The organism is Comamonas sp. F1-6 (genome assembly GCF_039581415.1).
Taxonomy (GTDB): Bacteria; Pseudomonadota; Gammaproteobacteria; order Burkholderiales; family Burkholderiaceae_C; genus Comamonas; species Comamonas thiooxydans.
Genome location: NZ_JBCPWN010000028.1, coordinates 1 through 26,797, shown reverse-complemented (window position 1 = coordinate 26,797; position 26,797 = coordinate 1). Strand labels below are relative to the sequence as shown.

The following is a 26,797-nucleotide window of genomic DNA, read 5'->3' as shown; positions in this document are numbered from 1 at the left end:
GACTCAGGGGGTGTTTCATTTAAATGCCAACAGGGCTCTTCAGGTGGAAGTCTGTCGCTTGCTGGAAGCGGTGGGCCGCGTTCAGCAGCTTGGCTTCGCCGAAGTAGTTGCCGATCAGCTGCAGGCCCACGGGCATGCCGCCGTCGCCGAAGCCTGCGGGCAGGGACAGGCCGGGCAGGCCGGCCAGCGATGCGGGCAGGGTGAAGATGTCGGCCAGATAGTTGCTCACGGGATCGGCCTTGCCGCCAATGGCCCAGGCCGTCGTCGGCGCGGCCGCGCCGGCGATGACGTCGCAGTCCTTGAAGGCAGCCTGGAAGTCGTCGGCAATCATGCGGCGGATCTTCTGCGCCTGCAGATAGTAGGCGTCGTAATAGCCTTCGGACAGCACATAGGCGCCGATCATGATGCGGCGCTTGACCTCGTCGCCGAATCCTTCGGCGCGGGTCTTTTTGTACATGTCGTTGAGGTCTTCGTACTTGGCGGCGCGGTGGCCGAACTTCACGCCGTCAAAGCGCGACAGATTGGACGAAGCCTCGGCCGGAGCCAGGATGTAGTACACGGGCACGGACAGTTCGGTGCGCGGCAGGCTCACGGGAACCAGCTTGGCACCCAGCTTTTCGTATTCCTTGAGCGCTGCGTTGACGGCTGTGCGGACATCGTCGGACAGGCCTTCACCAAAGAACTCGGCGGGCACGCCGATGCGCAGGCCTTCGATCGAGTCACCCAGGCGGGCGCTGAAGTCCTCGGCGGGGTAGTCCAGGCTGGTGGAGTCGCGGTCCAGATCGGGGCCGCACATTTCGGAGAGCAGCAGCGCGCAATCTTCGGCGCTGCGGCCCATGGGGCCGGCCTGGTCGAGGCTGGAGGCAAAGGCGATCATGCCGTAGCGGCTGGCGCGGCCATAGGTGGGCTTGATGCCGGTGATGCCGCAGAACGAGGCGGGCTGGCGGATGGAGCCGCCGGTGTCGGTGCCGGTCACGGCCGGGGCCAGACGCGCGGCCACGGCAGCGGCGGAGCCACCGGACGAGCCGCCGGGCACGCGCTCGGTGTTCCAGGGGTTGCGCACGGGCTGTGCCGCGTCAAAGCCCACGGGGGCCACGGCCGAGTTCTCGTTGGCGCCGCCCATGGCGAATTCGTCGCAGTTGAGCTTGCCAAGGGTGACTACGCCGGCATCGGCCAGCTTCTTCACCACGGTGGCGTCAAACGGCGACTTGTAGCCCTCCAGCATCTTGCTGGCGGCGGTGGTGGGGAAGTCCTTGGTGACGAAGATGTCCTTGTGCGCAATGGGCACGCCGGCCAGCTTGCCGCCCTTGCCTTCGGCAATCAGGGCGTCGGCCGCCTTGGCCTGGGCCAGGGTGGCGTCTTCATCGATGGCGACAAAAGCGCCCAGCTGCTGGTGCTGCTTGGCGCGGGCCAGGAAATGCTGGGCGGCTTCGGTGGCTGAGACCTGCTTGGCGCGCAGCTGCGCGGCCAGCTCGGCCACGCTCAATTGGTGGAGTTCGGTTTGGCTCATGTTCTGATGTGTCCCGCGCGTTTATTCGATGACCTTGGGCACGAGGAAGTAACCCTTTTCGGCTGCAGGGGCGTTCTGCATGTTGGCGTCGCGGTTATTGCCCTCACTTACCAAATCGTCACGTAGCCGTAAGGCGACGTCCTGGATGGCTGCCACCGGATGTGACAGAGGGCTGACGCCTGAAGTATCCACAGCCTGCATTTTTTCGACGATGCCGAAAAAGTTGTTTAGTTGCGCGAGCATGCGCTTACTTTCGTCTTGCGACAGTTCAAGGCGGGCCAAGTTGGCGATGCGCGCAATGTCTTGATCGTTCAATGCCATAGAAATTATTTAACAGGGCCGCCGCGTGTAAAGCAGTGTTTCTAACCCTGACAGTAGAAGTTATTCACAGGGGATACGGTATTATCTCGGCTTTGCCGCAATACCTCCGTTCGGCTGGTCATTGTGCAAAAAATGCCCACCACCCAGACTCCATTACCTTACATCCCGGCGACGGCTAGCCGATGCGCAAGCCGTGCCTGAGAGGACCCTGAATGTTCGGAGCTTTCCGTCGGTACTTCTCCACCGACCTTGCCATTGACCTTGGCACAGCTAACACCCTGATTTTCGCCCGAGACAAGGGCATTGTTCTGGACGAACCTTCGGTGGTTGCGATCCGTCACGAAGGCGGCCCCCACGGCAAGAAGGTGATTCAGGCTGTCGGCCGCGAAGCCAAGGCCATGCTGGGCAAGGTGCCCGGCAACATCGAAGCCATTCGCCCCATGAAGGACGGCGTGATCGCCGACTTCGTGATCACCGAGCAGATGATCAAGCAGTTCATCAAGATGGTGCATCCGCGCTCGGTGCTGACGCCCAGCCCCCGCATCATCATCTGCGTGCCCTGCGGCTCCACCCAGGTCGAGCGCCGCGCCATCAAGGACGCCGCCGAAGCTGCGGGTGCCACGGCCGTGTACCTGATCGAAGAACCCATGGCTGCCGGCATCGGCGCGGGCCTGCCCGTCTCCGAAGCCTCTGGCTCCATGGTGGTGGACATCGGCGGCGGTACGACCGAAGTGGGCGTGATCTCGCTGGGCGGCATGGTCTACAAGGGCTCGGTGCGCGTGGGTGGCGACAAGTTCGATGAATCCATCATCAGCTATATCCGCCGCAACTACGGCATGCTGATCGGCGAGCCCACGGCAGAACTGATCAAGAAGCAGATCGGCTCGGCCTTCCCCGGCTCCGAAGTCAAGGAACTGGAAGTCAAGGGCCGCAACCTGTCCGAAGGCGTGCCGCGCAGCTTCACCATCTCTTCCAACGAAGTGCTGGAAGCGCTGACCGACCCCCTGAACCAGATCGTTTCCGCCGTGAAGAATGCGCTGGAGCAGACGCCTCCCGAATTGGGCGCCGACATTGCCGAGCGCGGCATGATGCTGACCGGCGGCGGTGCGCTGCTGCGCGATCTGGATCGTCTGCTGGCCGAAGAGACGGGTCTGCCCGTGCTGGTGGCCGAGGAGCCGCTGACCTGCGTGGTACGCGGCTGTGGCATGGCACTGGAGACCATGGATCGCCAGGGCAGCATCTTCACCAGCGATTAATCGCTGTGCAATGTGGTGTTTTGCGGCACGCGGCATAGTGCGCGTACCGCAGCCACTTCCATGAACAGGGCCTGAGTCCGTGATACGCCTGCATACCGCGCTCTCTTTTTGCATTCCTTCTGATCCAGGAGGCCGTGCGCATGCGGCCATGTCGCGGGAGCACGCATGAGCCTGGACACCCTGGACCACCGCGCTCCATCACTGTTCAAGCAACAGGCCTCGCGCACTTCCCAGCTTGCCCTCTACAGCGCCTTGGCGCTGTTTTTGATGGTGGCCGACGCGCGCTTCAAGATCACCACGCCGGTGCGCGCGGCCTTGTCGGTGGCGCTGTCGCCCGTGCAATGGTTGGTGGCCCAGCCCGTGCTGGCCTACCAGAACGCCAGCCGCTATGCCGAGGTGCAGCAGCAGGCCGTGGCCCGCGAGGATGCTGCGCGCAAGGAGCTGGTCGTCATGGCTCAGCGCGCCGAGCTGGCCGACGAGTTGATCAAGGAGAACGAGCATCTGCGCTCCATGCTGGAGTTGCGTGAGCGCTCGTTGACGCCGGGGCAGGTGGCCGAGGTGGTCTATGACAGTCCTGACCCCTATACGCGCCGCGTGGTGATCGACAAGGGGCAGGCGGACAATATTGCGCCGGGCTCGCCCGTGCTCGATGAAAAAGGCGTGATAGGTCAGGTCACGCGCGTCTATCCGACGCGTGCCGAGGTCACGCTGCTGATCGATCGCGATCAGGCCATTCCCGTTTTCAACCCGCGCACTGGCGCGCGCAGCGTCGCCTATGGCGATGCATCCTCGACCCGCGCCGGCGGATTGGAGCTGCGCTTCATGCCCAGCAACGCCGATGTACAGGTGGGCGATCTGCTCACCACCAGTGGTATTGACGGGCTTTATCCCACGGGCCTGCCCGTGGCCAAGGTGGTGACCGTGGACCGCCGTGCCGACTCTGCCTTCACCCGCATCTACTGCGAGCCCGTGGGCCGTGTGCAGGGCGTGCGCCATGTGATGGTGCTCAAGCCCCAGGGCCGTACCGAGCATCCCGAGGCCGCCAATATGCAGGCCCAGGCCGATGCCGAGAAGGCCGACCGGGCTGCCAAGGCACGTGGCAAAAAGGAGGCGGCCGCTGCCGAAAAGGAGAAGGCCGCCGCTGAAAAGGCGGGGACCAAGGCCGCCAAGCCTGCAAAGGATCCTGCATGATCATGCCGCGCGGCCAGCAGCTGTTGCTGCCGGTCAATCCTCTGTTCATCGTCGTCACCCTGGTGATAGGCCTGGCCGTCAACATGCTTCCGCTGGGCCGCATCGTCTGGCTGCCGGACATGTTGCTGCTGCTGCTGGCCTTCTGGAGTCTGAATCAGCCGCAGCGCGTGGGCCTGGGTATTGCCTTTGTGCTGGGGCTGATCATGGATGTGGACCGGGCCTCGCTGCTGGGCCAGCATGCACTGGCCTATACCTTGCTGGTCTTCGTGACGGGCTGGATGAGTCGCCGCCTGCTCTGGTTCTCGAGCCCCGTGCAGGCCCTGCACCTGTTGCCGGTGTTTGCTGCGGCGCACGGCATTCAGGTTCTGCTGCGTGTGGCGACGGGAGGTATCTTCCCCGGGCTGGAGTTTCTGATAGCTCCAGTGATCGAGACCTTGCTGTGGCCTGTGGTCAGCGCTTTGCTGCTGGCGCCGCAGCGCCGTGCGCCGGACAGCGATGAAAACCGGCCTCTGTAGATGAAAGCCCCCTTGAGTCGCTGCGCGCCTTTCCCTCTCTCGCTTCGCGGGGGGGAACGACTGCCTCGCTGCGGGGCGGCCCTTGCTTGCAGTCACTGGTTTGGCGTGCGGGGAGCCTGCGCATGATGGAGATTCGCAACACCGAAGTCGAGCTGCAGCGCTTCCGGATGCGTGCAGTCGTCATGGGCTGCGTGGTGTTCCTGGCGTTCTGTCTGCTGGTCTGGCGTCTGCTGGTGCTGCAGGTCGAGCGCCATGAGGAATTTGCCGAGCGGGCCGAGAGCAATCGCACGGCGGTGGTCCCCATCGTGCCCAACCGGGGCCAGATCCTGGACCGCAACGGCGTGGTGCTGGCGACCAATTACTCGGCCTATACGCTGGAGATCACACGCTCCAAGGTCGAGGATCTGGACGAGACCATCGAAGGGCTGTCCGGGGTCATAGAGATCACACCGCGCGACCGCCGCAAGTTCAAGCGGCTCATGGATGACTCCAAGAGCTTTGAGTCGATTCCGATCCGCTCGCGCCTGACGGATGAGGAAGTCGCCAAGTTTGCGGCCCAGCGCTATCGCTTTCCGGGTGTGGACATCAAGGCCCGCCTGTTTCGCACCTACCCGCTCAAGGAAACCGGCAGCCATTTGATCGGATACATCGGTCGTATCAATCAAAGGGAAAAGGAAGAGATCGACGACTCCGACGATGCCGCCAACTACCGTGGCACCGAGGTCATGGGCAAGCTGGGTGCCGAAAAGAGCTATGAACTGCAGCTGCACGGCCAGACCGGCTGGGAGGAAATGGAAACCTCGGCTGGCGGCCATGCCGTGCGTCGTCTGGGCAGTCGCCCTGCCACGCCGGGACACAGCCTGCAGCTGTCGGTGGACATCAAGCTGCAGAAGATGGTGGAAGACCTCTACGGCAACCGCCGTGGCGTGGCCATCGCCATGGACCCGCGCAATGGCGAGGTGCTGGCCATGGTCAGCAAGCCGACCTACGACCCGAATCTGTTTGTCGACGGCATCGACCAGGAGAGCTGGAAGGCGCTCAACGAATCGCTGGACCGCCCCTTGCTCAACCGCTCCATGCGCGGCACCTACCCCGTGGGCTCGACCTACAAGCCCTTCATGGGCCTGGCGGGCATAGAGACCGGCAAGCGCACGCCGGGCACGGTGATCCAGGACGGCGGCTCCTGGACTTTCGGCGGCCACACCTTCCGCTCCGGCCATGCGCTGGGCCCGGTGGATCTGGCGCGCGCCATCCAGCATTCCAGCAACGTCTATTTCTACACTCTGGCCAACGAGATGGGCGTGGATGCGATCCACGACTTCATGAAGCCGCTGGGCTTTGGTCAGATCACCGGCATCGACCTGCCCGGCGAGGTGCGCGGCGTGCTGCCCAGCAAGGAGTGGAAGCGCAAGACCTACAAGCGCGCAGCCCAGCAGCAATGGTTTGCAGGCGAGACGATTTCTCTGGGTATCGGCCAGGGCTACAACAACTTCACCATCCTCCAGCTCTCGCATGCGCTGGCCACGCTGGTCAACAACGGCATGAGCTTCACGCCCCATGTGGGCAAGGAGCTGATCGACTCCGTCACCGGTACGCGCACGGCCATTGTTCAGCCGGCCCCCGTCAATCTGGGCTACAAGCAGAGCAATGTCGATGCCGTCAAGCGCGGCATGGTCGGAGTGGTGACCGGCGGCACGGGCCGTGGCGTCTTCGGCAGTGCCAGCTATCTGTCGGGCGGCAAGACCGGCACGGCCCAGGCAGTGAGCGTGGGCCAGAAGGAAAAGTACAACGCTGCGCGTCTGGCCGAGTACCAGCGCGACCACTCGCTCTATATCGCTTACGGCCCGGCCGAAGCGCCCAGGATTGCCGTGGCCGTGATTGTGGAGAATGCCGGCTTCGGTGCAGCGGCTGCCGCGCCTATCGCACGCCGCATACTGGACTACTGGCTGGTGGGCAACTATCCCAGCGAGGCTGATATCGCTGCCGTGCGCCAGGGCAAGGCAGGCGCACCGATCGGCACGCCGCGTCGTGTGGAAGATATCTCGGTGCTGTCCGACGACGAAACAGCACCTTGATAAATTGATAGCTGTTAACGCTTGCTGTGTAATGGTTTAACGCAGAAAAGCGTCATAACCAGTTTTCAGAATCAGCAGGCTGACCACGCCGATGAAAATCGTGCGCACAAAGCCCGTGCCGTGGCGCAAGGCCATCCAGGTGCCCAGCATGCTGCCCAGCACATTGGCCACGGCCAGCGGAATCGCAAAGTGCCACCAGACATGGCCCTTGAGCGTGAACAGCAGCAGTGCCGCGGCGTTGGAGGCCAGGTTCAGCAGCTTGGCGCTGGCCGAGGCGTTGAGGAAGTCATAGCCCAGCAGGCGCACGAACAGGAACACGAAGAAGCTGCCTGTGCCCGGGCCGAAGAAGCCGTCGTAGAAACCGATCAGCAGGCCGATGGCGCTGGCGGTCAACATCTCGGTGCGCCCTGCCAGGCGCGGCTCGTGGTCGCGGCCCAGCTCTTTTTTGGCCAGGGTGTAGCCCAGCACGCCCAGCAGGATGAAGGGCAGCAGCTTGCGCAGAAAATCGGGCGAAATCAAGGTGACGGCCCAGGCTCCGAGAAAAGCTCCCACCAGCGTCGTGCCGATGGCGGGCAGCAGCGTAGCCCAGGTGATATGCACACGCTTGCTGTACTGCCAGGCGGAAATGGCCGTGCCCCAGACGGCGGCACTTTTGTTAGTGCCAAACAGCGTGGCGGGCGTGGTGGTGGGGAAGGCTGCAAACATGGCCGGCACCAGAATCAGTCCGCCGCCTCCCACGATGGCGTCAACAAACCCGGCCAGGGCCGAGGCGAGGGAAACAAGAATCCATTCCATGGAGCAAATGCCTGCAATTGGTGCATGCCGTGAGCAACGCGCGTTGCCGCTGGGCGGCGCTGCCGGAGGCGGGATGAAGAAGCCAGGGAGAGAGCGGGCTTGAATGCCCGAGGATGGCGCCGGCATTGTCGCACCGCTGCCTCAAGCCTGTGCGAAGGCATAAAAAAAGCGCCCACTGTGGGGCGCTTTTGAACGCATCTTTGATGCTTTTATATGTATTGGTCTGGTTGTGTCGAGTTGTCTCCTCGGCCCTCCATGCTGCTTCGTGGAGCAGCGAGAGTGACGAGAATGTAAGGGCTGCACCTGTGTGGTGCATTGGGGAATTCCCTTGGGTTATATCAAAAACGTCTGACAAATGAATCAGAAAGTTTCGTGACATCCTTATGAGTTTTGAGATATTTCAAAAACAATAGCGTCATATGCTTATAAGCAAAAGATCTCTGAGGGCTTTGATTCATGGGGCATGACGCCGCGCGGAATTCTTCCGCTCGGACAGACGTTGCGCTCCAGAGCGAATTTCGGGCGCTGACGGGCTTTTCGCAGTGAATCGCTCGGCTTTTCGAGAGGCCGTTTTTCAGGTCGCGTCACGAATCCACTGCGCCGCCTTCTCGGCCATCATCAGCGTCGGGCTGTTGGTATTGCCGCTGGTGATGGTGGGCATGGCGCCGGCATCGACCACGCGCAGACCCTGCACGCCTCGCACCTTGAAACGGCTGTCCAGGACTGCCATCGGGTCGTCGGCGCGTCCCATCTTGGTCGTGCCTACGGGGTGGAAGATGGTGGTGGCGATATCACCGGCTAGACGTGCCAGCTCTTCGTCGCTCTGGTATTGAGCACCGGGTTTGAACTCTTCGGGTTGGAAGCGCGCAAGCGCCGGCTGGCTGACGATGCGCCGCGTGACGCGCAGGCTGTCTGCCGCCACCTGCCGGTCTTCTGCCGTGGATAGGTAATGGGGTGCAATGGCCGGAGCCTGGCGGAAATCCGCACTTTGCAGTTGCACCGTGCCGCGGCTGCTGGGGTTGAGGTTGCAGACGCTGGCGGTGAAGGCGGCAAAGTCGTGCAGCGGCTCGCCAAAGGCATCCAGCGACAGCGGTTGCACGTGATATTCCAGATTGGGGTGGGCCAATGCCGGATTGCTGCGTGTAAAGGCACCGAGTTGCGAAGGCGCCATGCTCATGGGGCCGCTGCGCTTGAGTGCGTATTCCAGGGCGATGGCCGCCTTGCCCCAGAGACTGCCGGCCATGGTGTTGAGCGTCTTGGCGTTCTGCACCTTGTAGACCGAGCGGATTTGTAGATGGTCCTGCAGATTGGCGCCCACGCCGGGCAGATCGCGGCGCACAGCCATCCCATGGCGTTGCAGCAATTCGCCGGGGCCTATGCCCGACAGCTGCAGGATATGCGGCGAGTTGACCGCACCCGCGCAGAGCAGCACCTCGCGCCCGGCCTGCACAGTCACCATCTCCTCTCCGGTCCAGACTTCGGCGCCGGTGCAGCGCTGGCTGCCGTCCGGCAGATCTTCCAGAATCAGCCGGCGCACCTGGGCGCGGGTCCACATCTCGAAGTTGGGACGGCCGTAGCAGGTGGGGCGCAGAAATGCCTTGGCAGTGTTCCAGCGCAGACCTGACTTCTGATTGACTTCAAAGTAGCCCACGCCCTCGTTGCAGCCGCGGTTGAAGTCGTCGGTGGCAGGAATGCCTGCCTGCTGCGCGGCCTGGGCAAAGGCGTCGAGTATGTCCCAGCGCAGACGCTGCTTCTCCACGCGCCACTCGCCGCTGCCGCCGGTGCTCTTGCTGCCGTGCAGGCGCATGAATTCTTCGCTGGCGCTGCCGACGGCGTCGAGACGCCAATGGTCTTCATGCTGTTTGAAGGCCGGCAGGACCTGCTCCCAGCGCCAGGTGTCGTCGCCGGTCAGCTCGGCCCATTGCTCGTAGTCGCGGGCCTGGCCGCGCATATAGATCATGCCGTTGATGCTGGAGCAGCCGCCCAGTGTCTTGCCGCGCGGGTAGCGCAGGCTGCGACCGTTGAGGCCGGGATCGGGCTCGGTCTGATAGAGCCAGTCGGTGCGCGGGTTGCCTATGCAATAGAGATAGCCGACGGGGATATGGATCCAGTGGTAGTCATCCTTGCCGCCGGCTTCGATCAGCAGAATCCGGTGATTCTTGTTGCGGGTGAGACGGTTGCACAGCAGCGAACCTGCTGTGCCTCCGCCGATGACGATGTAGTCGAACTGGGTATCACTCATGGGCAGATCAAAAGGCCGGTACAGCTAGGCGCAGAGGCCAGAGCATCAGGCAGTCATGGGCAAAAAGGCTGGTTCATTAGGTGTGATGAGCTTGCGGGTGTCGATAGGGAAAGCGCTCGCATACTCCTGTTTTGGAAGCTGTCGGCGCAGTACTGGTTTTGACTTTCGCGGATTTTTGATAAAAATTGCAACGCTATCATTACGTGGCATGCGGCAGCGGCCTACGTGCTGCGCTTGGCATGTTCCCGGCGTGGCGCGTTATGCTGGCCCCTACGGCCAGCCCGCCTCCCTCAAGTTCTAGGAAGCTTTTCTTTGTTCAGCTCAGACCAACTACCTCAATGTCCGCTGCAGTCCCGCGAGGGTCAGCAATGGGCCGTGCCTGTGGGCCGCTGGAGTGCAGCAGAGCTGGGCGACCGCCATATCTGGCGCCGGCTGGCGCCGCAGATCAGGGCGGTGCCCAAGGGCGCGGCCTGGGATTTGCAGCAAATGGTCTGGTTCGACCATATCGGTGCGCAGCTGCTGTGGGAGCAATGGGGCAAGGCCTGGCCGGCCCACTTGCTGACGACCAAGACCCAGCGCTCCATGCTGGAGCGTGTGGCCAGGTTCAGCGAAGTGCCCGAGTCCAAGCCCGAGCCCTCGGGATGGATGTGCGAGGTCAATCGACTGGGCCAGATGGTGATCGATGCCTGCGGGCACTTTTCCAACTTGATCCAACTGGTCGGTCAGTTGCTGCTGGACTGCCTGCGCCTGCTGCGCAATCCGTTTCGTGGCCCCTGGCGCGATATTTCGGGCCACCTCTATGCGACAGGGGCGACCGCCTTGCCGATCACGGCACTCGTCGGCTTTCTGATCGGCGTGGTGCTGGCCTATTTGATGGCGCTGCAGTTGCGCCAGTTCGGGGCCGAATCCTTTATCGTCAACATTCTTGGCATTTCGCTGATCCGCGAACTCGGGCCGCTGCTGGCGGCGATTTTGGTGGCTGGGCGCAGCGGCTCGGCCATCACGGCGCAAATCGGCGTGATGCGCGTGACCGAAGAGCTCGACGCCATGCAGGTCATGGGCATTTCCCAGGGCTACCGGCTGGTGCTGCCGCGTGCGCTGGCGCTGGCCGTGTCCATGCCGCTGGTGGCGTTGTGGACCATTCTTGCTGCATTGGCTGGCGGCATGGTCGCGGCGGACCTGACCATGGACATCACGCCCTCCTATTTCGTGCAAAGCCTGCCTGCGGCCGTGAAGATCGGCAATCTGGTGCTGGCCATGGGCAAGTCCGTGGTGTTTGGCGTGCTGATCGCCCTGATCGGCTGCCACTGGGGCCTGAAGGTAGAGCCCAATACTCAGAGCCTGGGTCGCGGCACCACGGCGGCGGTGGTGTCATCCATCACCATGGTCATCATCGTGGATGCCATTTTCGCCATCCTCTTCAGAAATGTGGGCTTTTAGGATGAACTACCCCCTGTGCGGCTTCGCCGCTTCCCCCCAAGGGGACGACACCTTCGCTGCGGGGCGGCCCTTGCTCGGCGTTTCTGGCTTGGGTCGCGCCAGCCTCGTGGAGCGGGGGGCACGCAAATGACAGAGGTGATGCACAACCGCCGTATCGAGGGTGCCGTGGGCGATTACGCGCCGCCGCAGGATGTGAAGCCGCTGGTGCAGGCAGTGGACCTGTGGACCGAGTTCGGCGAGGGCGAGTCGCGCTTTGCCGTGCACCAGGACTTGAACTTCGATGTCTACCCGGGCGAGATTCTTGCCTTGGTGGGCGGCTCCGGCACGGGCAAGACGGTGCTGCTGCGCCAGATACTGGGGCTGCTCTCGCCATCGCGCGGCACGGTGACCGTGGATGGCAGGCCCTCGCGCGAGGTCATCAGCGGCGAGCTGGCGGCGAGTCAGGTGGGCATGCTGTTCCAGCAAGGGGCGCTGTACTCGGCCTTCAACGTGCTCGACAACATCGCATTTGCGCTGCGTGAGCAGGGCACCCTGTCCGATGCCGTGGTGCGCGATGCGGCCATGGTCAAGCTGCAGATGGTGGGCCTCAAGCCCGAGCATGCCTCGCGCATGCCTGCAGACCTGTCGGGCGGCATGATCAAGCGTGTGGCGCTGGCGCGCGCGCTGATGATGGATCCGCCGCTGCTGCTGCTCGACGAACCCACAGCGGGGCTGGACCCCAAGGGCTCGGACGAGTTCTGTGAGCTGCTGCGCGATATCCATGCCGAGCTGGGCCTGACCGTGATCATGGTCACCCACGATCTGGATACGCTGTTCGCGCTGTCCACGCGCGTGGCCGTGCTGGCCGAGAAAAAAGTGCTGTTCACCGGAGCTCCGCGCGACGTGGCCCGGATCAAGCACCCGTTTATTGAACATTTCTTCCAGGGAGAGCGTGGCCGCCGTGCCATGGCCCCGGTGCAAGGCGGCGTGGCCGCAGAGGAAAGCTGATGGAAAACAAGTCCCATGCCATGGCTGCCGGCATCTTCGTGCTGGTGGTGGCGACCCTGCTGGCAGGGCTGGCCGTCTGGCTGACGCGCGACAACCGCGAATACCAGCTCTATGAAATGTCCACCAAGGACGGAGTCAGCGGCTTGCAGCCCCAGGCCACGGTGCGCTACAAGGGCGTGCCCGTGGGCAAGGTGGTGCGCATCGGCTTTGACCCGCAGATTCCTGGCAATGTGCTGATTCGCATTGCCGTGGGCGAGGACACGCCGGTCACGCCGGCCACCTACGCCCAGCTCGGCTATCAGGGAGTGACAGGTCTGGCACATATCCAGCTCGACGATGACAGCAAGTCTTCGCAACCGCTCAAGCCCGGGCCCAGCGGCCTGCCGCGCCTGCCCATGAAGTCATCGCCGCTGAACATGCTGGCCGACCAGGGGCCGGTGCTGCTGGAGCGGGTTGACGAAATTTCACGCCGCCTCAATTCCATGCTGGGTGAGGACAACCAGAAGCGGGTGAGCGTGGCGCTCGACAATATCGCTGCCGCATCCGGCGGGATCAAGGATCTGGCCGAGACCATGAACAAGACGGCCAAGGACTTTCCGCAGATCACGGCAGATGCGCACCAGACCCTGCAGTCCCTTACCAAGGCCGGCAATGCCGCCACAGGCGTGGCGACCGATCTGCAACAGACCGTGCACAAGGTCAATGCCCCCGACGGCCCGCTGCAGCAGATTGCCGAGGGCACGCAGGCCCTGTCGCAGGCGGCCGAGTCGCTGGGGCGCAGCACCTTGCCGCGCATGAACGGCGCGGCTGACGATGTCTCGCGCGCCGCGCGCACCATGGGCGCGGCCGCGGGCCGCTTCAATGACAACCCGCAATCCGTCATCTACGGCCAGGGAATGGGCTTGCCAGGCCCCGGCGAGCCAGGGTTCGTGGCTCCGGCCAAATGAACCCGCAACAAGGACACGACTTGCGCCAATTCGGATCAGGCAGGCTGTTTTTCGATGGAAATGCCTGCTACTCATTCTGGCTGGCCTAAGTCCCAAAGGAATCAATATGGCAGACACAAAGATTTCACTCACCGGCCGCGGAGCATGGCGATTGCTGGGCGCTTCTTCCCTGGTACTGGCGCTCGCCGCCTGCTCGGGCCTGCCCACGGCACCCACGCAACCGGTGCGCTATGACCTGGGCATGGCCGACCTGGCAGTGCCGGCCGCGAATGCGGCCGCACCCTCCGTGGCGCCGGTGCCGCTGGTGCTGGCCGAAGTCCAGGCGCCGGGCCTGCCCGAGGGCCTGACGGCCATGTTCTACCGTCTGAACTACAGCGACAGCCAGCAACTGCGTGCCTACCAGAACGCGCGCTGGAGCCTGCCTCCCGCCCAGATGGTGGAGCAGCGTCTGCGCATGCGTCTGGGGCTGGAGCGCCCCGTGCTTTCGGGCAAGGACAATGTCCGCCCCCTGTTGGCCGACAAGCGCTCGATTGCGCAGCTGCGCGTGACGGTGGACGAGTTCAACCAGGTCTTCGACAACGCCAGCAACAGCCGTGCGCTGCTGCGCCTGAGCGCCAGCCTGATCGGTGTCGGCGAGAGTGCAGGCAACCAGTTGCTGGGCCAGAAGGTATTCATGGTCGAGGTTCCGGCTGCCTCGGCCGACGCAGCCGGCGGTGCCCAGGCCATGGCACGCGCGGTGGATGAGGCGGCTGTCCAGCTCAGCCGCTGGTTGCAGGGTTACGGGCGCTAGGGCCTGACCAGTCCCAGGCACTTCCGCTCCCGAAGCCCTGCCATGCAGGGCTTTGTTGATTCCGGGCAGGTCCTGGTTACTTGCGGGCAGCTGCTTTGCTGATGTGGGTCAATGGCCGGGCCGGGCCTTGTTCTTAAGCTGCCAGTTCCTCAACCTCGCACAAGGAACTGCCATGGCCAGCCTCGAATGGAATGCCGCTCTCATCCTGGATTTTCCCGTCATGGACGCGGTGCATGAAGAGTTCGTCACCCTGCTGGCCCAGGTGGAAGCTGCGGGCGACGAGCAGCTGTGCGCGCTCTGGGACGAGCTGATTGCCCATACCCAGCAGCACTTCGATCAGGAAGACCGCTGGATGCAGACCACGGGCTTTGCCACGGGCAACTGCCACAGCCAGCAGCACAAGGTGGTGCTGGCCGTGCTGCGCGAGGGGGCGGTCAAGGGCGGGCAGGGCGATCTGGCCACGATCCGCCATATGGCGGCCGAGCTGGGTCCGTGGTTCAGCCACCATGCGCAGAACATGGATGCCGCCCTGGCCCTGCATATGCGCCGCGCGGGCTTTGACCCGGTGACCGGCGCGGTGCTGGTGCCCGAGGCTTTGCCTGCAGAGCCGATCACCGGCTGTGGTGGTGCCTGTGGTGAAACTGAAAAAATGGAAGTGGTAACTGCCTGAAACTGGCACGCGCTAAGGCGAGAGACAGCGAGCAAGCGCCGCCGCGCAGCGAAGCTGCCGTCCCCCTTGGGGGAAGCGGCGCAGCCGCTCAGGGGGAGTATTTTTTGGGTTAAGGGTATATCGCCGGGGAGGCCAGGATGGGGAAGATCTTGATCAGTCCGCCGGCCATCACCTCGATGGCCAGCGCGGCCAGAATCAGTCCCATGAGCCGGGTCATCACATTGATGCCGGTCTTGCCCAGTACGCGGGCAATCGGGTGGGCCAATGAAAAGCACACCATGATGGCTGCGGCCACCACCACGCCGTAACCGACCAGCGCCACATGCTGCCAGATGGTGCGCGCCTGATCGGCATAGATCACCACGGTGGACATGGCGGCAGGCCCGGTCAGCAGCGGAATGGTCAGCGGCACGACGGCAATGCTGTTGCCCTCGGCGGCCTTTTCGACGCCGGCTGCCAGCGTGGCATTGTTGGGGCGGTCTTCGGCGGGACGGGCGTTGAGCATGTTCATCGCGCTGATCAGCAGTAGCAGACCGCCGCCGACCTGAAAGCTTTGCAGCGAGATATTGAAGAACTGCAGAATCTGCAGCCCCAGCAGGGCGCAGACCGCAATCACGCAGAAGGCGGCAAAGGCGGCGGTGCGAATCGTCTGCCAGCGCTGCTCGGCGTCGAAGCCGGCCGTGTAGTGGATGAAGAACGGGACGATGGCCAGCGGGTTGATGATGGCGACCAGGGTGATCAACGGCTTGATATCCATTACAGCTCGCCTCCTGGCATGGGGGGCTTCTTGCGACTGTCGGCCTTTTGTGGGGCTGAGATAGCTTGCATCAACACTCCTGTGAAAAAATGGCCGAATCATCGACGCGGCATCAGCCATTACAGCATTGCTGGCGGCCGCGTCGCGGATTTCCCTTTTGAACCATGTTAAGGAGCTTCGCAATGGGCAGCTTTGTTGAACTGACAGCCGTGGATGGCGCAAAAACCCCGGCTTATGTGGCCATGCCCGAGGGCCAGGCACGCGGTGCCATTGTGGTGCTGCAGGAGATCTTCGGCGTGAACTCGCATATCCGCTCCGTGGCAGACCGCTACGCAGCCCAGGGCTATGTGGCCGTGGCGCCCGCCATGTTTGCCCGCGTCAAGCCCGATGTGGAGCTGGGTTACAGCGAAGAAGACATGAAGGCCGGCTTTGCGCTCAAGACCGCGGTAGAAGCCCTACCCGAGCCGGGCGCGCTGCGCGATGTGGAAGCTGCCGTGGCCCATGCGGCGACTCTGGTGCCTGGCGGCAAGATCGGCGTGGTGGGCTTTTGCTGGGGCGGCCTCATGACCTGGCGCTCGGCCTGCAATCTGGCCAGCGTCTCGGCTGCAGTCTGCTATTACGGTGGCGGCATGACGGGCGAGCTGGAAGCCAGCCGTCAGGCGCTGTGCCCGGTGCTGGCCCACTTCGGCAGCAAGGATCATTACATCTCACTGGAGTCCGTCGAAGCCTTCAAGAAGGCCCAGCCCAAGGTGGAAGTCCATATCTACGAAGCCGACCATGGCTTCAACTGCGATCAGCGCGGCTCCTACAACGAAGCCGCTGCAGCGTTGGCAGGTGAGCGCACTCTGGCCTTCTTCGCCCAGCATCTGGGTTGATATAAAAACAATAGCTGCTTGTGCTTTATATATAAGCGCAAGCAGCTATTTTTATCTAAAGCCCGTTGCCGCTGGGCGGTCCCCCATCAGAGACATCAAGCAAGCGCCGCCGCGCAGCGAGGATGTCGTCCCCCTTGGGGGAAGGCGCGGAAGCGCCTCAGGGGGTCATTCTTTTTCTTCGCTTTCCAGATAGCGTCGGCGCCAGAAATAGGCCACCAGCACCACGGTGATGAACACCATGGCCACCAGCGCCCAGATGAAGCCGTCCTTTTTGTGCACGAACGGGATGAACTCGAAGTTCATGCCGAAGATGCCGGCAATCAGGTTCAGAGGCAGAAAGATGGCCGTCACCGTGGTCAGCGTGCGCATGATGTCGTTGGCGCGGTTGCTCTGAGCCGAAAAGTGCATCTGCACGGCGGTCTCGGCGCTTTGCTCCATGCGGTGAATGTGGTGGGTCACGCGCTCTATATGTTCGAGCACGTCACGCGAGCGCACGCGCAGCAGTTCGCGCTCATGCTGGCGCGCAGGTGTGTGCTCGGGCGGCCATCCCTCCAGCGCCTCGGTCCAGTCCTGCACGGCGGCACGCTGGTCTTCGCAGATTTCATCCAATTGGTGCAGCGCCAGGCGCACATCGAGCACGCTGGCCCAGTTGCTGAAACGCCTGTTGGGCTTGAGAAGTGCCATCTGCCAGTGGTCGATCTGGCGCGTCAGTGTGCGGCGCAGGTCCAGATAGCCGTCCACCATGCCGTTGACCATGCGCAGCATCAGGTCGGCAGGCTCCACGGGCATCTTGGTGCTGACCTGGCGGCTGTCAGTCTTGGCGGGGCCGGAGATCAGGCGCTGCCAGAAGTTTTCCAGCACAAAGCAGCCGTCGGGATGCACGGACAGCAGGATCTGGTCATACAGCGCAAAGCCCACGGGCTGGGTTTCCACGCGTTGCAGCACCGGCGCTTCGCGCTGGCCGCTGTGGGCCGGGTTGTGCGATGGAGGCGGGGCGCTGGATGCAGCACTGCCGGTGCCTGCCATCACTGCAGGCAGGCCTGGCGGTGTGGCCACGGCTGGCGAGGCGGGGCTTCCATTGAGCGGCGGCAGATGGGCGTTGGCCAGGCGGCGGAACACCAGCACGTCGTACACCGAGGTGTAGTCGTAATTGGAAGGGATTGCGGGATTCAGCAGGTCGGAGACATGCAGGTCCACGAGGGCAGAGCCGCCCAGCCTGACCAACATGGTCTGAATGGCCGGCAGCTGAGCCTCCAGCTCCGAGCGTGTGCAGGAGACCCAGTAAAACCCCGTTGTTGCCGCCTGCGTGGGCAGTCCGTCAACAGGCTGGGCATAGAGGGGAGAGATATGCAGCACGCGCATGGGAATAGGCAGTCTCGATGTCAGTGCAAAAAGCAGATGCAAAACGGCCCGTGCAAGCTGCACGGGCCGTCAGATCATGCCTGAAATGCTCTCAGGCGCAAGCATGACCTGCGCTGACAGCTATCAATTTTGTTACAGGCCACGCAGCTTCTTGGCGGCGTCGATGGCAAAGTAGGTCAGGATGCCGTCGGCGCCCGCGCGCTTGAAGGCCAGCAGGGCTTCCATCATCACGGCGTCGTGATCGAGCCAGCCGTTGGCGGCAGCAGCCTTGAGCATGGCGTATTCGCCGGAAACCTGATAGGCGAAGGTCGGTACCTTGAACTCGTCCTTGACGCGGCGCACCACGTCCAGATACGGCATGCCGGGCTTGACCATGACCATGTCCGCGCCTTCGGCGATGTCCTGCGCCACTTCGCGCAGGGCTTCGTCGGTGTTGGCAGGGTCCATCTGGTAGACATTTTTGTCGGCCTTGCCCAGGGCGCCGCGTGTGCCCACGGCGTCGCGGAAGGGCCCGTAGAAGGCGCTGGCGTACTTGGCGCTATAGGCCATGATGCGGGTGTGAATATGGCCTTGCAGCTCCAGTGCCTCGCGGATGGCGCCGATGCGGCCGTCCATCATGTCGCTGGGGGCCACCATGTCCACGCCGGCTTCGGCATGGGCCAGGGCCTGGCCGACCAGCACTTCCACGGTGTCATCGTTGATGATGTAGCCGCTCTCGTCGAGGATGCCGTCCTGGCCGTGGCTGGTGTAGGGGTCCAGGGCCACATCGGTCATCACGCCCAGCTGGGGGAATTCCTTTTTCAGCGCACGCACCACGCGCGGGATCAGGCCGTCGGGGTTCAGGGCTTCCTTGCCATCGGGGGTCTTGAGGCTGGATTCGATGGCGGGGAACAGCGCCAGGTAGGGAATCTCCAGCTTCACGCATTCCTCGGCTACGGGCAGCAGCAGGTCCAGGCTCAGGCGGTCCACGCCGGGCATGGAGGGCACGGCCTCGCGCTTGTTCTGACCTTCATGCACGAACACGGGGTAGATGAAGTCGTGCGGCGTCAGCACGCTCTCGCGCACCAGATTGCGGGTGAAAGCATCGCGGCGCAGGCGGCGCGGACGATTCTGGGGAAAAGGAGTAGGGCTGGACAAATGCATGGGGAAAATTGTGCCCCATTCGTCATGGCTTGGCTTGCAGCTGCGTGACTATTCCATGACGGCCGGCGCGACAAGGCCCGAGCTTCGAGGTAAAGACGCGGCGCGCAGCGGCTGCGGCGCAGCGCAGGCCTTTACACTGGCTCCATGCTATGGGTCAAAGCCTTTCACATCGTTTTTGTCGCCAGCTGGTTTGCTGGTCTGTTCTACCTGCCGCGCATCTTTGTCAACATCGCCATGGTCACGCCGGGCTCGGTGGCCGAACGCGAGCGCCTGCTGCTGATGGCGCGCAAGCTGCTGCGCTTCACCACCATGCTGGCCGTGCCCGCGCTGGGACTGGGCCTGTGGCTGTGGCTGGGCTGGGGCTTCGCGGGCGGCTGGCTGCATGCCAAGCTGGCCGTGGTGCTGCTGGTCATCGGCTACCACCACAGCTGTGCCGTGCTGCTGCGCAAGCTGGCGGACAACACCTGTCATAAAAGTCATCGCTGGTTCCGTTTCTATAACGAAGTGCCGGTGCTGCTACTGATCGCTGCCGTGATTCTGGTGGTGGTCAAGCCCTTCTGAATCTTGCGCTGAGAGTAGGAGGCGACTGTGTCCGATTCCGCGGTGCCGGTGATTTCCATGCGCCATACCTCGGCCTGGCCGCTGGCGCTGGTCTATGGCCTGCTCATCGTCTTTGCCAGCTTGTTCCCGTTCGACGGCTGGCGCGCCCAGGGCATCGACCCCAGCGTATTCCTGTTCGCCAGGATTCCGCCGCCTTACTGGACCTGGTTCGACGTCAACACCAATATCGTCGGCTATGCGCCGCTGGGCTTTTTCCTGGCGCTGGCCCTGATGCGCTCGGGCCAGCCCAGGCTGGCCGTGCCGCTGGCTTTTCTTGCCGGCACGCTGCTGTCGCTGTGCATGGAGTTTCTGCAGATCTATCTGCCGCGCCGCGTGCCGTCCAATCTGGATCTGGTGCTCAATGCCGGCGGTACCTTGATCGGTGCCTTGCTGGCTGCGCTGCTGGAGAGGCTGGGGGCTCTCTCGCGCTGGAGTGCATTTCGCAACCAGTGGTTGGGCGAGGGCGGTGCTGGCGTGCTGGTGCTGCTGGCGCTGTGGCCGTTTGCGCTGCTGTTTCCGGCAGCAGTGCCGTTTGGCCTGGGCCAGGTGCTGGAGCGCATCGACGACACCTTGCAGGACTGGCTGCTGAACACGCCGTTCGAAGACTGGCTGCCGCTGGGCGATTTCGCCATGACGCCGCTGTCGCTGGTGACGGAGATGCTATGCGTAATGCTGGGGCTGTGGATTCCCTGCCTGCTGGCCTATTGCGCCGTGCGCCATATGGGCCGCCGCGCGCTGGCCGGACTGCTTCTGGTGGCGGCAGGGGTGGGGGTGACGGCACTGTCGGCCGCGTTGAGCTGGGGTCCGGCCCATGCCTGGGAGTGGGTGGATCTGCCGGTGCGTCTGGGTGTCTGGGGTGGGCTGGGTCTGGCCGTGATTGCATTGCCTGCCTCGCGCAGCATGTGCGCCGTGCTATTGCTGCTGGTGCTGGTGCTGCATCTGAGCATCCTCAATCAGGCGCCGACGAATGTGTACTTCGCCCAGACCCTGCAGGCCTGGGAGCAAGGCCGTTTCATCCGCTTCTACGGCCTGGGCCAATGGCTGGGCTGGCTCTGGCCTTACGTGACACTGGCGTATGTAGTGATTCGACTCTCACGTCGCCAACAGCCTGCCTAGAATGATCCACCATGAGCGACATCCAGAATCAAGACCAGGCCGGCGGCTACTACCAGCGTCATATCTTCTTTTGCCTGAACGAGCGTCCCAACGGTGAGGACTGCTGTGCTCTGCATGGCGCCAAGGCGGGCTTTGACCACTGCAAGCGCAAAGTCAAGGAAGAGGGGCTTGCTGGAAAGGGGCTGGTGCGTGTGAACAAGGCCGGCTGCCTGGATCGCTGCGCCGGCGGTCCCGTGGCCGTGGTCTATCCCGAGGCTGTCTGGTACACCTTCATCGACGACAGCGATATCGATGAAATCGTCGAATCCCATCTCAAGAACGGCAAGGTGGTCGAGCGCCTGGTGCTGCCCGAAAGCGTGGGGCGCTGATCTGGCTGCCTTAAGTCCTTTGGCCGTCCCGACAGGCTTGCGGCAAGGCGGCGCTTGCCTGGTGCGGCCGACTTTGGGCTTGCTTGTTCAGGAACTTTAAGCGTTTTCAAGCGTCAGCCCAATTACAGCAAGCGCAAAAAGCTACAACTAGGATAGCAATCGTGAATTCCCAAACCGAACGACTGACGCTCACCGGCACCGCCGGTGCCATTGAGGCCCTGCGCGATGCGCCGCAACTGGTCGAAGGCCAGAGCCCCAAGGGCGTGGCCATCATCGCCCATCCGCATCCGCTGTTTGGCGGCACCATGGACAACAAGGTGGTCCAGACCCTGGCGCGTGCCTTTGTTCAGTGCGGCTACACGGTCGTGCGTTTCAACTTTCGCGGCGTGGGTGCCAGTGCCGGCGAATATGACGCCGGCAAGGCCGAGCTGCAGGATTTGCTGGCCGTGGTGCAGCAGGTGGCTCCCGAAGGCCCTGTAGCTCTGGCCGGCTTTTCCTTCGGCGCTTTCGTCACCAGCCATGCGCTGGCCCAGCTCTGGGGTACAGGCCGGGTGCAGAAGGCCGTGCTGGTAGGCACCGCCGCCAGTCGCTTCGAAGTGGCTCCCGTGCCTGCCGAGGCCCATGACCAGACCCTGGTGATCCACGGCGAGGCGGACGACACCGTCGAGCTGTCCGCAGTGATGGACTGGGCGCGCCCGCAGATACTGCCTGTTACCGTGATTCCGCAGGTCGGCCATTTCTTTCACGGACAATTGCCTCTGCTCAAGAGCCTGGTGGTGCGCCACCTGAAGTCCCTGTAAGAGCCATTTCCCACACCTTGACGCACGTGAATTGCTGCCCCGTCTTGGTTAACTCCCTTTTCATAGCGCCAGGCCGAGGTATATCCTTGGCTTTGGCCGTTTTCGACGGTAAATCACCGCGCTTACCTTTGCTTTAGCGAGAGTCCTCTTCATGAAGCCCATCTACTCCACACTGCGTGTTCTGGCCGTTGCTGCCGCAGTGGCGCCCGTGTTTGCCATGGCACAGGTGGCGGCCCCTGTTCCTCCCGAAATTGCAGCCCGCAACTATCTGCTGGTGGACGTCACTGCCGGCCAGGTGCTGGGTGCCAAGGACGTCGATGCTCCCGTCGAGCAGGCATCGCTGACCAAGCTGATGTCGGCCTATGTGGTGTTCGACGCCCTGCGCTCCAAGAAAATTACGCTGGAGCAGCGCATGCCCGTGAGCGAGCGCGCCTGGAAGATGCCCGGTTCGCGCATGTTCATCGACCCCAAGATGCAGGTGCCCGTCAATGACCTGCTCAGCGGCATGATCATCCAGTCCGGCAACGATGCCACCATGGCATTGGCCGAGGCCGTGGGCGGCACGGCCGAGAACTTCGTCAAGATGATGAATGACCAGGCCAAGGCCCTGGGCATGAAGAACACCAGTTACAAGAACCCCGAAGGACTGACCGAGCCCGGTCACCTGACGACGGCGCGTGATCTGTCCATCCTGGCGCAGCGATTGATGCATGACTTCCCCGAGTACATGCACTACTACGCCACCAAGCAATACAGCTACCCCGGCACGCCTGCCTCCAACGGCAGCAACCGCAATGCCTTGCTGTTCCGCGATCCCACCGTGGACGGCCTGAAAACCGGCCACACCAACGCCGCAGGCTATTGCCTGGTGGCCACGGCCAAGCGCGACCTGCCCAATGTGGGCCAGCGCCGCCTGCTGTCCATCGTGCTGGGAACGGCCAGCGAAAAGGCGCGTGCCAACGAAAGCCAGAAGCTGTTGAACTGGGGTTACACCGCTTTCGATGCCGTCAAGCTGTTTGATTCCGATCAGCCCGTGGCTACTCCCGCCGTCTGGAAGGGCGCTGCCAATGCCGTCAAGATTGGCAAGGCCGACGGCGCCGTGGTGGTGACCGTGCCCTCGGGCACCGGCGGCAAGCTGACCACCGAGGTGGTGCGCCAGGATCCGCTGATCGCTCCTATCGCCAAGGGCCAGTCCATGGGCGTGCTCAAGGTCAAGTCGGGCGCGGATGTGGTGGCCGAGGTGCCGCTGGTAGCGCTTGAGGCCGTCGAGCAGGCCGGCTTCTTCGGCCGTCTGTGGGACACCATCCGCCTCTGGATCAAGTAAGTTCCCTGGCAGGCAGGAGGCGCTCCTGCCGGCGATAGCCCTTGGTCGATCATGCAAAGTGTCTTGCTGCTTGGGGGCTATTGCCCACAGGTGGTTGTGCTGATTTGCACAAGCTGGTACATTCGAGGGCTTTTCGGAATTTCCGAAGGGATTCACGTTTCCGCATCGGCATCTGTTGCTGCGGATAAACCTTTTGCTTTCACGAAGCAAATTCACGTTTAGGGACGTTTAATTAATGCCAACCATTAACCAACTCGTGCGTCAGGGCCGCACGGTAGAAGTTGTTAAATCCAAGAGCCCTGCTATGGAAAACTGCCCCCAACGCCGTGGCGTGTGCACCCGTGTGTACACCACCACTCCCAAGAAGCCTAACTCGGCTCTGCGTAAGGTGGCCAAGGTTCGTCTGACCAACGGTTTCGAAGTGATTTCGTACATCGGCGGTGAAGGCCACAACCTGCAAGAGCACAGCGTTGTGCTGGTGCGCGGTGGTCGTGTGAAGGACTTGCCCGGTGTGCGTTACCACATCGTGCGCGGTTCCCTGGACCTGCAAGGCGTCAAGGACCGTAAGCAAGCTCGCTCCAAGTACGGTGCCAAGAAGCCTAAGGCTAAGTAATCAGCCCTGGTTTTTTGAAAACAAACGGTGTTTGATTCGCCTGACTGGCGCGGTCAAACGTAGTGGCCCTGAGCACGAATGTTTTGTGCGGGTCGAGTAAGTGAGAGTTTTGAATAGCTCTCGCGGTATCTGAAAAGATGCCAACTGAAGCAAAGATAGAGGTAAAAAATGCCACGTCGTCGCGAAGTCCCCAAACGTGAAATCCTGCCGGATCCCAAGTTCGGCAATGTAGAGCTGTCCAAATTCATGAACGTGATCATGGAAGGCGGCAAGAAGGCGGTTGCTGAGCGCATCATTTACGGCGCTCTGGACCTGATCGAGAAGAAGCATCCTGGCAAGGACCCTCTGGAAGCTTTCGTTGTTGCCATCAACAACGTCAAGCCCATGGTTGAAGTGAAGTCCCGCCGTGTTGGCGGTGCCAACTACCAGGTGCCCGTGGAAGTGCGTCCCGTCCGTCGTCTGGCTCTGGCCATGCGCTGGATCAAGGAAGCCTCCCGCAAGCGTGGCGAGAAGTCCATGGCTCAACGCCTGGCCAACGAGCTGCTGGAAGCTACGGAAGGCCGTGGCGGCGCCATGAAGCGTCGTGACGAAGTGCACCGTATGGCCGAAGCCAACAAGGCCTTCAGCCACTTCCGCTTCTAATCGGAATCTCGCTCGAGATGCAGGGCCGCATGCAAAAACTTGCTGCGGCCTTGTGTCGATTCTGAGCGCCCCCATATAGAGCTGCTGCCTCCTGCGCACAATGCGGGGCCGGCAGTACTCCCATACGATCAAGCAAGGATCCATCATGGCTCGCAAGACCCCCATTGAGCGCTATCGCAACATCGGTATTTCCGCTCACATTGACGCAGGTAAGACAACTACTACAGAACGTATCCTGTTCTATACCGGTGTGACCCACAAGCTGGGCGAAGTGCACGACGGTGCTGCTACGACCGACTGGATGGAGCAAGAGCAAGAGCGCGGCATCACGATTACTTCGGCTGCTGTGACCTGCTTCTGGAAGGGTATGGATCTGTCCTACCCAGAACACCGTTTCAACATCATCGACACCCCCGGTCACGTGGACTTCACGATTGAAGTGGAACGTTCCATGCGCGTGCTGGACGGTGCTTGCATGGTGTATTGCGCTGTGGGTGGCGTGCAGCCCCAGTCCGAAACCGTGTGGCGTCAGGCCAACAAGTACAAGGTGCCTCGTCTGGCCTTCGTGAACAAGATGGACCGTACCGGCGCCAACTTCTTCAAGGTCTATGAAGGCATGAAGACTCGCCTGAACGCGAACCCTGTGCCCGTGGTGATCCCAATCGGCGCTGAAGAAAACTTCCAGGGCGTGGTCGATCTGGTCAAGATGAAGGCCATCATCTGGGACGAAGCTTCCCAGGGCATGAAGTTCGAATACCAGGACATCCCCGCCGAGCTGGTGGAAACCGCCAACAAGTGGCGTGAAAACCTGGTGGAAGCCGCTGCCGAAGCTTCGGAAGAGCTGATGAACAAGTACCTGGAAGAAGGTACTCTGACTGAAGAAGAAGTGAAGCTCGGCGTGCGTACTCGTACCCTGGCCACCGAAATTCAGCCCATGCTGTGCGGCACCGCGTTCAAGAACAAGGGTGTGCAGCGCATGCTGGACGCCGTGATCGACTATCTGCCCGCTCCTGTGGACATCCCTGACGTTACCGGTACCGACCCCGATGACGAAGAGAAGAAGCTGAGCCGCAAGGCTGACGATGCTGAGAAGTTCTCGGCTCTGGCCTTCAAGCTGATGACCGACCCCTTCGTGGGCCAGCTGACTTTCGTGCGCGTGTACTCTGGCGTTCTGTCCAAGGGTGAGACCGTTCTGAATGCCGTCAAGGGCAAGAAGGAGCGTATCGGCCGTATCGTGCAGATGATGGCCAACGACCGCGTGGAAGTGGAAGAAATCCGTGCCGGCGACATCGCTGCCTGCGTGGGCCTGAAGGACGTGACCACCGGTGAAACCCTGTGCGACATCGCCGCGCCTATCGTGCTGGAGCGCATGGTGTTCCCCGAGCCCGTGATTGCACAGGCTGTGGAACCCAAGTCCAAGACCGACCAGGAAAAGATGGGTATCGCTCTGTCGCGTCTGGCTGCAGAAGATCCTTCCTTCCGCGTGCGTACCGACGAAGAATCCGGTCAGACCATCATCGCCGGTATGGGCGAACTGCACCTGGAAATCATCGTTGACCGCATGAAGCGCGAATTCAACGTGGAAGCCAACGTGGGCAAGCCCCAGGTTGCCTACCGCGAAACCATCCGCAGCACGGTCAAGGACGTGGACGGCAAGTTCGTTCGCCAGTCCGGCGGTAAGGGCCAGTACGGCCACGTGGTTCTGACTCTGGAGCCCCAGGAGGCCGGCAAGGGCTTCGAGTTCGTCGACGAAATCAAGGGCGGTGTGGTTCCTCGCGAATACATCCCTGCGGTGGAGAAGGGCGTGATCGAAGCTCTGACTTCCGGCGTGCTGGCTGGCTACCCTGTGGTGGACGTCAAGGTTCGTCTGACCTTCGGTTCGTACCACGATGTGGACTCGAACGAAATGGCGTTCAAGATGGCCGCTATCTTCGGTTTCAAGGAAGCTGCCCGCAAGGCCAACCCCGTCATCCTGGAACCCATGATGGCTGTGGAAGTGGAAACGCCCGAAGACTACGCCGGTACCGTGATGGGCGATCTGTCCTCGCGTCGCGGCATGGTTCAGGGTATGGACGACATGGTTGGTGGCGGCAAGGCCATCAAGGCTGAAGTGCCTCTGTCCGAAATGTTCGGCTACGCCACTTCGCTGCGTTCCATGACTCAAGGTCGCGCCAGCTACACCATGGAGTTCAAGCACTACGCTGAAGCTCCTCGTAACGTGGCTGAAGCCATCGTTGCTGCCCGCGCCAAGTAATTGACGCAGGTTTGACGAATCCGTCATAATCTACGGCTTCCAATCGCGGCAGTCCTTTGAGGATTGCCGCGATTTTTGCCGGTCTGCGATCCCATGCCGTCCTGTTTCCTGTGCGGGGCGAGTCAGCAATGAGGTGCAGACCTTAAACATCACACAGGTTTTTGCTCTTTCGGAGAAATCATGGCAAAAGAAAAGTTCGAACGT

General features: G+C 62.4%; 25 protein-coding genes. 18 read left to right on the top strand and 7 right to left on the bottom strand.

Annotated features, from left to right (window positions below; all coding sequences use genetic code 11):
- Window positions 1–19: 19 nt before the first annotated feature.
- Both gatA and gatC read right to left on the bottom strand, forming a co-directional pair.
- The gene (gene gatA / locus AAIL66_RS21565; RefSeq protein WP_224649543.1) at window positions 20–1,510 is read right to left on the bottom strand and encodes an Asp-tRNA(Asn)/Glu-tRNA(Gln) amidotransferase subunit GatA; all 1,491 of its coding nucleotides are present in this window, start codon (window positions 1,508–1,510) and stop codon (window positions 20–22) included.
- Between the two features lie 21 nt (window positions 1,511–1,531).
- Window positions 1,532–1,831 (bottom strand): Asp-tRNA(Asn)/Glu-tRNA(Gln) amidotransferase subunit GatC, encoded by a 300-nt coding sequence (gatC, locus tag AAIL66_RS21560; RefSeq protein WP_003070403.1) that lies wholly within the window; start codon window positions 1,829–1,831, stop codon window positions 1,532–1,534.
- A 212-nt stretch (window positions 1,832–2,043) separates the two neighbouring features.
- On the opposite strand from gatC, the gene AAIL66_RS21555 reads away from it, so the two are divergent.
- From AAIL66_RS21555 to mrdA, 4 genes are all read left to right on the top strand, one after another.
- Entirely contained in the window at window positions 2,044–3,087 is a 1,044-nt protein-coding gene (locus AAIL66_RS21555) for a rod shape-determining protein (RefSeq protein WP_003059473.1), read from the top strand.
- A 165-nt stretch (window positions 3,088–3,252) separates the two neighbouring features.
- Entirely contained in the window at window positions 3,253–4,278 is a 1,026-nt protein-coding gene (gene mreC / locus AAIL66_RS21550; protein ID WP_003070406.1) for a rod shape-determining protein MreC, read from the top strand.
- Window positions 4,275–4,793: a rod shape-determining protein MreD gene (gene mreD / locus AAIL66_RS21545; protein WP_003070409.1), complete on the top strand. Its 519-nt coding sequence runs from the start codon at window positions 4,275–4,277 to the stop codon at window positions 4,791–4,793. Before mreC ends, mreD begins: the two co-directional genes overlap by 4 nt.
- Window positions 4,794–4,915: 122 nt before the next feature.
- Window positions 4,916–6,868: a penicillin-binding protein 2 gene (gene mrdA / locus AAIL66_RS21540; RefSeq protein WP_003070410.1), complete on the top strand. Its 1,953-nt coding sequence runs from the start codon at window positions 4,916–4,918 to the stop codon at window positions 6,866–6,868.
- 36 nt (window positions 6,869–6,904) lie between these two features.
- Here mrdA and AAIL66_RS21535 read toward each other — a convergent pair whose 3' ends face one another.
- Window positions 6,905–7,663 carry a TSUP family transporter gene (locus tag AAIL66_RS21535; protein WP_003074636.1) on the bottom strand — a complete coding sequence of 253 codons (759 nt, stop codon included), beginning with the start codon at window positions 7,661–7,663 and terminating at the stop codon, window positions 6,905–6,907.
- A 574-nt stretch (window positions 7,664–8,237) separates the two neighbouring features.
- Complete coding sequence (locus tag AAIL66_RS21530) at window positions 8,238–9,905, bottom strand: GMC family oxidoreductase N-terminal domain-containing protein (protein ID WP_034380936.1); 1,668 nt, start codon at window positions 9,903–9,905, stop codon at window positions 8,238–8,240.
- 312 nt (window positions 9,906–10,217) lie between these two features.
- Here AAIL66_RS21530 and AAIL66_RS21525 point away from each other — a divergent pair, with 312 nt between their 5' ends.
- From AAIL66_RS21525 to AAIL66_RS21505, 5 genes are all read left to right on the top strand, one after another.
- The gene (locus AAIL66_RS21525) at window positions 10,218–11,345 is read left to right on the top strand and encodes an ABC transporter permease (RefSeq protein WP_034406999.1); all 1,128 of its coding nucleotides are present in this window, start codon (window positions 10,218–10,220) and stop codon (window positions 11,343–11,345) included.
- A gap of 138 nt (window positions 11,346–11,483) precedes the next feature.
- Complete coding sequence (locus tag AAIL66_RS21520) at window positions 11,484–12,332, top strand: ATP-binding cassette domain-containing protein (RefSeq protein WP_045839399.1); 849 nt, start codon at window positions 11,484–11,486, stop codon at window positions 12,330–12,332.
- Window positions 12,332–13,279, top strand: coding sequence for an MlaD family protein (locus AAIL66_RS21515; RefSeq protein WP_343497717.1), 948 nt, complete (start codon window positions 12,332–12,334; stop codon window positions 13,277–13,279). The genes AAIL66_RS21520 and AAIL66_RS21515 overlap by 1 nt, the downstream gene beginning before the upstream one ends.
- A 106-nt stretch (window positions 13,280–13,385) precedes the next feature.
- The gene (locus AAIL66_RS21510; protein ID WP_343497716.1) at window positions 13,386–14,069 is read left to right on the top strand and encodes an ABC-type transport auxiliary lipoprotein family protein; all 684 of its coding nucleotides are present in this window, start codon (window positions 13,386–13,388) and stop codon (window positions 14,067–14,069) included.
- 172 nt (window positions 14,070–14,241) lie between these two features.
- Complete coding sequence (locus AAIL66_RS21505) at window positions 14,242–14,739, top strand: hemerythrin domain-containing protein (protein WP_034407005.1); 498 nt, start codon at window positions 14,242–14,244, stop codon at window positions 14,737–14,739.
- A gap of 109 nt (window positions 14,740–14,848) precedes the next feature.
- Here AAIL66_RS21505 and AAIL66_RS21500 read toward each other — a convergent pair whose 3' ends face one another.
- Window positions 14,849–15,496: a MarC family protein gene (locus tag AAIL66_RS21500; RefSeq protein ID WP_003059455.1), complete on the bottom strand. Its 648-nt coding sequence runs from the start codon at window positions 15,494–15,496 to the stop codon at window positions 14,849–14,851.
- Window positions 15,497–15,678: 182 nt separating this feature from the next.
- Here AAIL66_RS21500 and AAIL66_RS21495 point away from each other — a divergent pair, with 182 nt between their 5' ends.
- Entirely contained in the window at window positions 15,679–16,371 is a 693-nt protein-coding gene (locus AAIL66_RS21495) for a dienelactone hydrolase family protein (RefSeq protein ID WP_034357900.1), read from the top strand.
- A gap of 165 nt (window positions 16,372–16,536) precedes the next feature.
- On the opposite strand, the gene AAIL66_RS21490 is transcribed toward AAIL66_RS21495, so the two are convergent.
- The gene (locus AAIL66_RS21490; RefSeq protein ID WP_034380942.1) at window positions 16,537–17,733 is read right to left on the bottom strand and encodes a magnesium transporter CorA family protein; all 1,197 of its coding nucleotides are present in this window, start codon (window positions 17,731–17,733) and stop codon (window positions 16,537–16,539) included.
- Window positions 17,734–17,865: 132 nt separating this feature from the next.
- The gene (gene hemB / locus AAIL66_RS21485) at window positions 17,866–18,876 is read right to left on the bottom strand and encodes a porphobilinogen synthase (RefSeq protein ID WP_003059450.1); all 1,011 of its coding nucleotides are present in this window, start codon (window positions 18,874–18,876) and stop codon (window positions 17,866–17,868) included.
- Between the two features lie 144 nt (window positions 18,877–19,020).
- Here hemB and AAIL66_RS21480 point away from each other — a divergent pair, with 144 nt between their 5' ends.
- From AAIL66_RS21480 to fusA, 8 genes are all read left to right on the top strand, one after another.
- The gene (locus AAIL66_RS21480) at window positions 19,021–19,437 is read left to right on the top strand and encodes a CopD family protein (RefSeq protein ID WP_003064013.1); all 417 of its coding nucleotides are present in this window, start codon (window positions 19,021–19,023) and stop codon (window positions 19,435–19,437) included.
- A 57-nt stretch (window positions 19,438–19,494) separates the two neighbouring features.
- Window positions 19,495–20,592, top strand: a complete 1,098-nt coding sequence (locus AAIL66_RS21475) for a VanZ family protein (RefSeq protein WP_034357922.1) — start codon at window positions 19,495–19,497, stop codon at window positions 20,590–20,592.
- A gap of 11 nt (window positions 20,593–20,603) precedes the next feature.
- A complete protein-coding gene (locus tag AAIL66_RS21470; protein WP_003074660.1) occupies window positions 20,604–20,960 on the top strand; it encodes a hypothetical protein in 357 nt (118 codons plus the stop codon).
- Between the two features lie 161 nt (window positions 20,961–21,121).
- Window positions 21,122–21,760 carry an alpha/beta fold hydrolase gene (locus tag AAIL66_RS21465; protein ID WP_003064008.1) on the top strand — a complete coding sequence of 213 codons (639 nt, stop codon included), beginning with the start codon at window positions 21,122–21,124 and terminating at the stop codon, window positions 21,758–21,760.
- Between the two features lie 151 nt (window positions 21,761–21,911).
- A complete protein-coding gene (locus AAIL66_RS21460; protein WP_003064007.1) occupies window positions 21,912–23,084 on the top strand; it encodes a D-alanyl-D-alanine carboxypeptidase family protein in 1,173 nt (390 codons plus the stop codon).
- A gap of 235 nt (window positions 23,085–23,319) precedes the next feature.
- A complete protein-coding gene (rpsL, locus tag AAIL66_RS21455) occupies window positions 23,320–23,697 on the top strand; it encodes a 30S ribosomal protein S12 (RefSeq protein WP_003059441.1) in 378 nt (125 codons plus the stop codon).
- Window positions 23,698–23,865: 168 nt separating this feature from the next.
- Complete coding sequence (rpsG, locus tag AAIL66_RS21450) at window positions 23,866–24,339, top strand: 30S ribosomal protein S7 (protein ID WP_003059438.1); 474 nt, start codon at window positions 23,866–23,868, stop codon at window positions 24,337–24,339.
- A gap of 145 nt (window positions 24,340–24,484) precedes the next feature.
- Window positions 24,485–26,593 (top strand): elongation factor G, encoded by a 2,109-nt coding sequence (gene fusA, locus AAIL66_RS21445; protein ID WP_003064006.1) that lies wholly within the window; start codon window positions 24,485–24,487, stop codon window positions 26,591–26,593.
- The last annotated feature ends 204 nt before the right edge of the window (window positions 26,594–26,797 follow it).

Bases quoted from the DNA above. Each gene is read 5' to 3' on its own strand.
- gatA (WP_224649543.1), bottom strand. From the start codon at position 1,510: ATGAGCCAAACCGAACTCCACCAATTGAGCGTGGCCGAGCTGGCCGCG.
- gatC (WP_003070403.1), bottom strand. From the start codon at position 1,831: ATGGCATTGAACGATCAAGACATTGCGCGCATCGCCAACTTGGCCCGC.
- AAIL66_RS21555 (WP_003059473.1), top strand. From the start codon at position 2,044: ATGTTCGGAGCTTTCCGTCGGTACTTCTCCACCGACCTTGCCATTGAC.
- mreC (WP_003070406.1), top strand. From the start codon at position 3,253: ATGAGCCTGGACACCCTGGACCACCGCGCTCCATCACTGTTCAAGCAA.
- mreD (WP_003070409.1), top strand. From the start codon at position 4,275: ATGATCATGCCGCGCGGCCAGCAGCTGTTGCTGCCGGTCAATCCTCTG.
- mrdA (WP_003070410.1), top strand. From the start codon at position 4,916: ATGATGGAGATTCGCAACACCGAAGTCGAGCTGCAGCGCTTCCGGATG.
- AAIL66_RS21535 (WP_003074636.1), bottom strand. From the start codon at position 7,663: ATGGAATGGATTCTTGTTTCCCTCGCCTCGGCCCTGGCCGGGTTTGTT.
- AAIL66_RS21530 (WP_034380936.1), bottom strand. From the start codon at position 9,905: ATGAGTGATACCCAGTTCGACTACATCGTCATCGGCGGAGGCACAGCA.
- AAIL66_RS21520 (WP_045839399.1), top strand. From the start codon at position 11,484: ATGCACAACCGCCGTATCGAGGGTGCCGTGGGCGATTACGCGCCGCCG.
- AAIL66_RS21515 (WP_343497717.1), top strand. From the start codon at position 12,332: ATGGAAAACAAGTCCCATGCCATGGCTGCCGGCATCTTCGTGCTGGTG.
- AAIL66_RS21510 (WP_343497716.1), top strand. From the start codon at position 13,386: ATGGCAGACACAAAGATTTCACTCACCGGCCGCGGAGCATGGCGATTG.
- AAIL66_RS21505 (WP_034407005.1), top strand. From the start codon at position 14,242: ATGGCCAGCCTCGAATGGAATGCCGCTCTCATCCTGGATTTTCCCGTC.
- AAIL66_RS21500 (WP_003059455.1), bottom strand. From the start codon at position 15,496: ATGGATATCAAGCCGTTGATCACCCTGGTCGCCATCATCAACCCGCTG.
- AAIL66_RS21495 (WP_034357900.1), top strand. From the start codon at position 15,679: ATGGGCAGCTTTGTTGAACTGACAGCCGTGGATGGCGCAAAAACCCCG.
- AAIL66_RS21490 (WP_034380942.1), bottom strand. From the start codon at position 17,733: ATGCGCGTGCTGCATATCTCTCCCCTCTATGCCCAGCCTGTTGACGGA.
- hemB (WP_003059450.1), bottom strand. From the start codon at position 18,876: ATGCATTTGTCCAGCCCTACTCCTTTTCCCCAGAATCGTCCGCGCCGC.
- AAIL66_RS21480 (WP_003064013.1), top strand. From the start codon at position 19,021: ATGCTATGGGTCAAAGCCTTTCACATCGTTTTTGTCGCCAGCTGGTTT.
- AAIL66_RS21475 (WP_034357922.1), top strand. From the start codon at position 19,495: ATGCGCCATACCTCGGCCTGGCCGCTGGCGCTGGTCTATGGCCTGCTC.
- AAIL66_RS21470 (WP_003074660.1), top strand. From the start codon at position 20,604: ATGAGCGACATCCAGAATCAAGACCAGGCCGGCGGCTACTACCAGCGT.
- AAIL66_RS21460 (WP_003064007.1), top strand. From the start codon at position 21,912: ATGAAGCCCATCTACTCCACACTGCGTGTTCTGGCCGTTGCTGCCGCA.
- rpsL (WP_003059441.1), top strand. From the start codon at position 23,320: ATGCCAACCATTAACCAACTCGTGCGTCAGGGCCGCACGGTAGAAGTT.
- rpsG (WP_003059438.1), top strand. From the start codon at position 23,866: ATGCCACGTCGTCGCGAAGTCCCCAAACGTGAAATCCTGCCGGATCCC.
- fusA (WP_003064006.1), top strand. From the start codon at position 24,485: ATGGCTCGCAAGACCCCCATTGAGCGCTATCGCAACATCGGTATTTCC.